At 42.5% G+C, this 7998-nt stretch carries 8 protein-coding genes and 1 pseudogene; 7 read left to right on the plus strand and 2 right to left on the minus strand.

Annotated elements, in window-relative coordinates:
* On the plus strand, positions 1-62 hold a 62-nt coding region (locus K5R89_RS27905; protein WP_133060806.1), incomplete at its 5' end, for an IS1 family transposase.
* 10 nt (positions 63-72) lie between these two features.
* Here the strand turns inward: K5R89_RS27905 and K5R89_RS26180 are convergent.
* Positions 73-450 carry a hypothetical protein gene (locus tag K5R89_RS26180; protein WP_065813443.1) on the minus strand — a complete coding sequence of 126 codons (378 nt, stop codon included), beginning with the start codon at positions 448-450 and terminating at the stop codon, positions 73-75.
* Between the two features lie 114 nt (positions 451-564).
* Here K5R89_RS26180 and K5R89_RS26185 point away from each other — a divergent pair.
* Positions 565-792 (plus strand): annotated as a pseudogene (locus tag K5R89_RS26185) (IS21 family transposase); the annotation flags it as partial.
* 23 nt (positions 793-815) lie between these two features.
* Here the strand turns inward: K5R89_RS26185 and K5R89_RS26190 are convergent.
* The gene (locus K5R89_RS26190) at positions 816-1499 is read right to left on the minus strand and encodes a FadR/GntR family transcriptional regulator (protein WP_065813444.1); all 684 of its coding nucleotides are present in this window, start codon (positions 1497-1499) and stop codon (positions 816-818) included.
* A gap of 270 nt (positions 1500-1769) precedes the next feature.
* Between K5R89_RS26190 and K5R89_RS26195 the strand changes: the two genes are divergently transcribed.
* The 5 genes from K5R89_RS26195 to K5R89_RS26215 all read left to right on the plus strand — a co-directional run bounded on the left by K5R89_RS26195 (position 1770) and on the right by K5R89_RS26215 (position 7834).
* Positions 1770-2738: an IS5 family transposase gene (locus K5R89_RS26195; RefSeq protein ID WP_074133681.1), complete on the plus strand. Its 969-nt coding sequence runs from the start codon at positions 1770-1772 to the stop codon at positions 2736-2738.
* A gap of 833 nt (positions 2739-3571) precedes the next feature.
* Positions 3572-4258 (plus strand): histidine ABC transporter permease HisQ, encoded by a 687-nt coding sequence (gene hisQ, locus K5R89_RS26200; RefSeq protein ID WP_064175082.1) that lies wholly within the window; start codon positions 3572-3574, stop codon positions 4256-4258.
* Entirely contained in the window at positions 4255-4956 is a 702-nt protein-coding gene (locus tag K5R89_RS26205) for an ABC transporter permease (protein ID WP_074186309.1), read from the plus strand. The genes hisQ and K5R89_RS26205 overlap by 4 nt, the downstream gene beginning before the upstream one ends.
* 15 nt (positions 4957-4971) lie before the next feature.
* Positions 4972-5745, plus strand: coding sequence for a histidine ABC transporter ATP-binding protein HisP (gene hisP / locus K5R89_RS26210; RefSeq protein ID WP_064175083.1), 774 nt, complete (start codon positions 4972-4974; stop codon positions 5743-5745).
* A gap of 142 nt (positions 5746-5887) precedes the next feature.
* Positions 5888-7834, plus strand: coding sequence for an autotransporter domain-containing protein (locus K5R89_RS26215; protein ID WP_065813238.1), 1947 nt, complete (start codon positions 5888-5890; stop codon positions 7832-7834).
* Positions 7835-7998 lie beyond the last annotated feature (164 nt).

A 7998-nucleotide genomic window follows, 5' to 3' on the forward strand; every position in this document is an offset into this window, starting at 1 on the left:
AATCGGTGGCGCTGCATGACAAGGTCATCGGGCATTATCTGAACATAAAACACTATCAGTAAGTTGGAGTCATTACCCTGTATTACCGGGATCCTGCAGAGACTCAAGAATTAGAATACGGGCTTCGGGCTGTGTCAGCATGCCTGAATAAACAGGTTCATCTCTCTTAATAAGCGCAAAAATCAGTTGTGGCGTAATAGCATCAGAAAGTGGGCGCAATAGTTTTTCCGGATAACTGAATACCTGAATCCCACCCTTGCTGATGTTACTGGTAAGATCAACATAACGGTTTTCCGAGTGCAGGATACACACTACCCTGGCACCAGAAACCACGGATTCACTCACAGTGTGCATACCTTCAACAAGATAATGACCGTAGCGTTCTCGACCTTTTTTACTAAGCAGCCGAAATGCGAATTTTACTGCCTCATCCCGGTTCAAATATTTCATGTCGACCTTATTAAATTATTATTGTGATTTTGCTCAGACTCGGGAAGATCCCCTCCAGATTGACACCTCAGCATACAGCCTGCCCTTAGCAGTAAATATCGCCTTTTGCCAGGCGAGGCCGTCTTGGACAGCGGGTTTATTCCTCTACTGAAGGAAAGGCCTGCTCTGATGCCCACGACCCTGCTGGAAATGCTGCAGGATAAATATCCCGGCCAGTACCCCAGCAGCCTCCGCAGGACTATGCAGCGGCGGGTCCGTGAGTGGAAACTGCAGAGTGGGGCCGGGCAGGAGGTGATGTTCCGGCAACTTAATCAGCCAGGCCTGTCGGACTTTACCGAGCTTAACGTCTCATAACACGGTTTAGGTTATAATTTTTTGAGTAATTCAATCATGGGTTCAAGAATCTGTCTGACAGTCTCCCTGGCCTGTACGGGATCGCCTGCCGCTATGGCTTCATACAATTTCTGATGCGCATGTTGATCAGGTTCAGGTAAATTTCTCACAGACATAAGATGCTGATGATTATGTTTTATGGAAAGGCTGAAATACTTGTAAAGCGCAATCATAGCATCATTATGAGTGGCTTCAATTATTGACATATGAAACCGGTTATCCTTATCGATAAAATCTTCCGGAGATCCATTATTTGAATACTGTGCGCGGTTTTTAAGGGCGTCTGAAATTTTTACCAGATCGTTCTCCCTTCTCCGGGTGGCCGCCATGACTGCAGCTTCAGCTTCAAGTATGTACTGAAGCTCTAGATGATCTTTTAGTCCTGACATGCTGACACAGCGCATAATTTCGGAAGGATCAACTTCACTGCGAACATAGGTCCCGTCTCCCTGACGAACTTCAAGCATACCGGAATGCGACAGCACCCTGATAGCCTCCCGTATGGTATTACGCCCCACATCAAACAGATTGGACAGCTCTGCCTCGTTAGGGATTTTCATTCCGACAGGCCATGTTTTACCCGCTATTAAGTGCCGAAGCCTTTCAATTACGATATCAACAAGGGGCTGTCGAACGACAGAAAGAGATGATGACATATTTAATACCCATTTTTTAGTGATATAAACATCCTATCATCCCTCTTATTTTACTTCAATATTTACGAAGTAAATGTATTCATTTTTGCGGACATAAATCGCCTAAACAACTAACATAGATATTGATGGTTCGACTTTCCACCTGAGTGTCATGCTCCTCAGCTACCTGATTAATTATTAATTCTATTCTGGGCTTTGTTGAATAAATAGAACTTTTATTGAGTTACAGGATCAGATCGGCTTTGTTGAATAAATCGAACTTTTGCTGAGTTGAAGGATCAGATCACGCATCTTCCCGACAACGCAGACCGTTCCGTGGCAAAGCAAAAGTTCAAAATCACCAACTGGCCCACCTACAATAAAGCCCTCATCAACCGTGGCTCCATAACTTTCTGGCTGGATGATGAAGCTATTCAGGCCTGGTATGAGTCGGCAACGCCTTCATCACGGGGAAGACCTCAGCGCTATTCTGACCTTGCCATCACGACTGTGCTGGTCATTAAACGCGTGTTCAGGCTGACCCTGCGCGCTGCGCAGGGTTTTATTGATTCCATTTTTACACTGATGAATGTTCCGTTGCGCTGCCCGGATTACACCAGTGTCAGCAAGCGCGCAAAGTCGGTTAATGTCAGTTTCAAAACGTTCACCCGAGGTGAAATCGCGCATCTGGTGATTGATTCCACCGGGCTGAAGGTCTTTGGTGAAGGCGAATGGAAAGTCAAAAAACACGGCAAAGAACGCCGTCGTATATGGCGAAAGTTGCATCTGGCAGTTGACAGCAACACACATGAAATCATCTGTGCAGACCTGTCGCTGAACAATGTGACGGACTCAGAAGCCTTCCCCGGGTTAATCCGGCAAACCCACCGGAAAATCAGGTCAGCCGCCGCCGATGGCGCTTACGACACCCGGCTCTGTCACGATGAACTGCGGCGTAAGAAAATCAGCGCGCTTATCCCTCCCCGAAAAGGTGCGGGTTACTGGCCCGGTGAATATGCAGACCGTAACCGTGCAGTGGCTAATCAGCGGCTGACCGGGAGTAATGCGCGGTGGAAATGGACAACAGATTATAACCGTCGCTCGATAGCGGAAACGGCGATGTACCGGGTAAAACAGCTGTTCGGAGGTTCACTGACACTGCGTGACTACGATGGTCAGGTTGCAGAGGCTATGGCCCTGGTACGAGCGCTGAACAAAATGACGAAAGCAGGTATGCCTGAAAGCGTGCGTATTGCCTGAAAACACAACCCGCTACGGGGGAGACTTACCCGAAATCTGATTTATTCAACAAAGCCTCACCAGGATAGTCTGATGGCAAGATCAGAATACCGCAGCGGTCTGTGTTATAGGGATGACACGAGATCTAACACTTCTACTCAGCAAAAATTCAGCTTATTCAAAAAATCGCGTATTACCTGAAACGGAACTTACTACAAAAGCACTCGGTTGAAATATGTTCTATTCAACAAAGTCCATTTTACGGCAAATATTATGATATTTAATAAGTGATATTAGTAATGCGTTGATAATTACCCCCCATAAATGAAGACGATTTCAAAAGTAAAAAGATCGATAAGCGGGGTATTCAGCATGGCATGGCGAACATAATTTAGCCAATCATCATGTTCTGTAGATGTATTTGTGGGCACCAATTTGACGCACTCGCACCAATTTGGTGCTTGAGATTGCATGGTTAAAAATAAAACTAATGAACCGCATGCCTAACAAACTGTTAAAAATTTTTTAGTGGTATGCATAAATTTTTTTTTCGCCGATGTAGCAACTGGTTATAAAAGTTAACATGTGTATGCGAATGCATAATTATTGCATAGTTATTCACACTATCTTATTGATTTTAATGGTTAAATTTTTTCATATTGCCGATTATTCATTTTTTGGCATAGTGTATGCAGAGTGTAAGCGTAATATTTAGTCTGGATAGGTTGGGAGGGAAGTAGCCTGAGCTTGTAAACAACGTGCGCCAGATTCTCAAGCTTAACGAACGATAAAATTTGAAATTATTTTCCGAATCTCTGCAAGATACGATTCGTAATTACAACGGGATATATGACATGTTGTATGGATTTACTATGGTCATTTTTAATGGCTCTATCGTTACACTTGAACTCGCGTTGAGTTCATTGGTCATGGCAATCTTCATTGGCCTCATAGGGGCAAGTGCTAAACTAAGTGGGAGTAGATTTTTTGTCACAACTTCAGATGCTTATACAACATTAATACGAGGGGTTCCTGACCTCGTATTAATGTTGTTGATTTTTTACGGGCTACAAATCCTCATCAACGATGTTACAGATATGTTTGGTTTTGAACAGATTGACCTTAACCCACTGGTTGCGGGAATTTTAACTCTGGGGTTTATATATGGCGCATATTTCACGGAAACGTTCCGCGGCGCCTGGCAATCTGTGCCGAAGGGACAAATAGAAGCAGGTATTGCATTTGGATTCAGCAAATCCAAAATCTTTCGGCGCATCATATTCCCTGTCATGATGCGCTATGCAATTCCTGGTATTGGCAATAACTGGCAGGTTCTTCTCAAAGCGACGGCTTTGGTTTCTTTGTTGGGGTTAGAGGATATTGTCAAAGCAACCCAACTGGCAGGTAAAAGCACATGGCAACCATTCTATTTTGCGATAGTATGTGGTGCAATATATTTGTTTTTTTCCACTATTTCAACAGTAGTGCTTTTCCTCCTGGAACGTCGTTTTTCCGTGGGTGTTAAGAAGGTTACTTTATGATGGAAATTATACAGGAATACTGGGAGTCTCTGTTATGGAGTGACGGTTATCATTTTACTGGTGTTGCTGTCACTCTATGGCTGTTGATTTTATCGGTTTTGACAGGTGGTTTTCTGGCGGTTTTTTTTGCTATCGCCAGAGTATCGGATAATAAATTCATTAAATCCCCGATTTGGTTATTTACTTATGTCTTTCGTGGTACACCATTGTATGTTCAGTTGCTTGTATTTTATTCCGGAGTATACACTCTCGAAATCGTAAAGGGCAGTGAGTTGTTGAATGCCTTTTTTCGTAGTGGTTTAAATTGTACAATTTTGGCATTAACATTGAATACCTGTGCTTATACCACGGAAATATTTGCTGGAGCAATTCGGTCAATACCAAATGGAGATGTTGAGGCAGCACATGCATACGGATTTACAACGTTCAAACTTTATACTCGAATCATTTTGCCATCAGCACTTCGTACGGCGTTACCAGCCTATAGTAATGAAGTTATTCTGATGCTGCACTCCACTGCACTAGCATTTACCGCCACAGTGCCAGATCTGTTGAAAATTTGTAGAGATATAAATGCAGCGACCTATCAACCATTTACTGCTTTTGGTATTGCTGCGATTCTTTATTTAGCAATATCGTATTTATTGATACGCTTATTTAGACTGGCAGAAAATAAATTTCTAAAGCCTACTCATTAATAATCTGGAGATACTATGGTAGAGCAAAAACTGAAAATTGTTGAACTTCATAAGAGTTATGGTTCTCACGAAGTACTCAAGGGTGTGTCACTACAGGCAAATAAAGGTGATGTGATATCCATTATCGGTTCTTCAGGGTCAGGGAAAAGCACTTTTTTACGTTGCATTAATTTTCTTGAAAAACCAAGTGAAGGATCTATTATTATTAATAATAAAAACATATCCCTGGTGCGTGATAAAGACGGGCAACTCAAGGTAGCAGATAAACATCAACTTCGGTTACTGCGGACACGTCTTACAATGGTCTTTCAGCACTTTAACCTTTGGAGTCATATGACAGTCCTGGAAAATGTCATTGAAGCACCGGTGCAGGTTTTAGGTTTAAATAAGAGAGAAGCGAAAGAGAGAGCGGTAAAGTACCTTGCAAAAGTAGGGATAGATGAAAGACAGCTTTTAAAATACCCAGTACAACTATCCGGTGGACAGCAACAGCGCGTCTCTATCGCCAGGGCCCTTGCAATGGAACCTGATGTTTTACTATTTGATGAGCCAACTTCAGCACTCGACCCTGAACTTGTTGGCGAAGTTTTACGTATTATGCGGCAACTTGCAGATGATGGTAAAACAATGGTAGTGGTAACACATGAAATGGACTTTGCACGTCATGTATCTTCACATGTTATTTTTCTTCATCAGGGAAAAATTGAAGAAGAAGGACATCCTGATGATATTTTTAACAATCCTAAAAGCGTAAGGCTAAAACAATTTGTCGGAGGTGCTATAGCGTAAACAGATAAACTAAAAGGTTAAGCCATACAAAATCATTAATTACAAAGTTTGTATGTTAACCACACATCCATTTAATAAATGATAAATAGAATTTCAGCATCAATCAATTTTCTCATTAAGCTTTAACTCAAAGGGTTTTGGTATGCTAAAAAAAACAGCAGTCGCACTATCTTTTATTGCTTTTCAGCAAGTTGCCACCGCTGCTGAATATGGTGATTATGCAAAGAGCACTCTGGATTCATTAATTCATGAATACCCCGGAAGATATCGTGGCACCGAACATTTTATCGGTGCAGCAAACTTAATGGAGGACAGAATGTCCCCAGGGTATAAAATAAACCGTCAGGATTTCTCGTGGTCCGGGGCACAAACCCGCACATCGCAAAATGTTATCGCCTCTAATCGTGGATTACGTAATGATTATATTATTACTGGGGCTCATTTCGATTCTTATTACGGCAGGCCAACCCTGGAGGCGTTAGATGATAATGCTTCAGGCGCATCTTTGCTTACAGAAGTGGCACATAATCTGAGTGGAATACAGACAGAACGGACTTTGGTATTTGCAGCGTTTGGTGCAGAAGAGGAAGGCTTGCGTGGTTCTAAAGCCCTGGCCGAAGAACTTGAGCAGAAGGGATTAACGGGAAACCTAAAAGGCATGATTAATATGGATAGCATGATCACCGGAGACATGCTTTATGCCCACGCAGGGAGTAACAGTATTGATAATCCAGCGCTATCGAGTTTACGTGAGCATGTTTTTCGCATTGCTAAAGAATTAGGCATTGAACTGCATACGAACCCAGGTTTAGATCCGCAGTACCCCGCAGGAACCGGGTGCTGTAGCGATGGGGACAGTTTTAACCGTTTTGATATCCCTGTATTGTATCTTGAAGCCACAAACTGGGATATTGGCAACAAAGATGGATATACACAAACAACGAATCCTGCAGTCCCTGGGGGGGCGACATGGCATAGTCCCTCTAAGGATAACGAGAAGTTTTTAACCAGTGCGCTGGGGGAAAAAAGAATTGATGAGCGCTTACACGATATCTCATTATTACTAACGAGATTATTACTGGAATGGTCAAATACTGATCTGTTGTATTCTGCAACATCTGCTGCGCATCTTCAATATACGATTGAAAATAGTTTGCAGCGCCAGCACCAGGTACAAAATACATTGCTGGGAAAACGCCGTCAGTCACTTTATTTGCAACCTCGCGAATCTGGAACTTGGGGAGGAAATGTTGGCATAGAAGGCCAGTCCACTGCTGCCGATGGCTTTAATACTGTACCCCAGGGACGTTCTCAAAATAGCACAGCTTATGCGATGCTTGATTATCAGTTCAATGATAAATTCATTGCAGGTTCAAACCTTAGTTTTCAGCATGATTACAATAAGACTGACCGAGGAGGATATGTCAAGAATGATACATGGCAGTTTGGTATGTATGGGTTAATTAAATTTGAAAACCCATTCTGGTTATCTAGCGATGTGTCAGTGGGCCGGTCCAGTATAGATTCTAAACGTTCTGTTTATATAGAATCCAAAGATAACCTGGTGCTTTTAGATAACCAACTTAACAGTAACACAAATGCTTTATTCTATAGCGGAAGAGTTAATGGGGGGTATGATTTTGAATTCTCTAAGCTGCAGACAGGACCAATATTTGGATTTGATTTCACGCACTACCGAGTTAATGCCTTTAACGATCATGAAGATTTACGTACAGCAGTATATTATCAGGAGCAGAATGTTAACTCATTCGAAGTTTCTTTAGGGTGGAAAATCACATCCTCATTATCTTTGGGGGGAAACCACACGATTCTACCCTATGCTTCCCTTACCTGGGTTCGGGAACTGAGTGATGGAATCGACAATAAGTTCAATATTCGCGATACAACGGATAACTCAGTTCGGGAAATTAACGTTAGTTCACCTGATAAGAGTTATGGACGGGGAGAGGCTGGTATTCAATGGAACGTCGGAAATAGTCTTTCAGTCTATACTGGCGTGAATAGCCGCTTACTTAACTCTGACGGTTCTGAAACACAGTACACTGTTGGTGGTGCTTATTCTTTTTAAGCACCACGCAATTTAATTGTAACATTGCACTTTAAATATTGATTTTTTTTGGCCTCATCTAAAACACCACCATTTTTGGATGGTGGTGTTTTAAGGGGCTTTGTTGAATAAATCAGATTTCGGGTAAGTCTCCCCCGTAGCGGGTTGTGTTTTCAGGCAATACG

The sequence above is a fragment of the Klebsiella sp. TF21-TM genome (assembly GCF_019753495.1).
Lineage (GTDB): Bacteria > Pseudomonadota > Gammaproteobacteria > Enterobacterales > Enterobacteriaceae > Klebsiella > Klebsiella quasipneumoniae.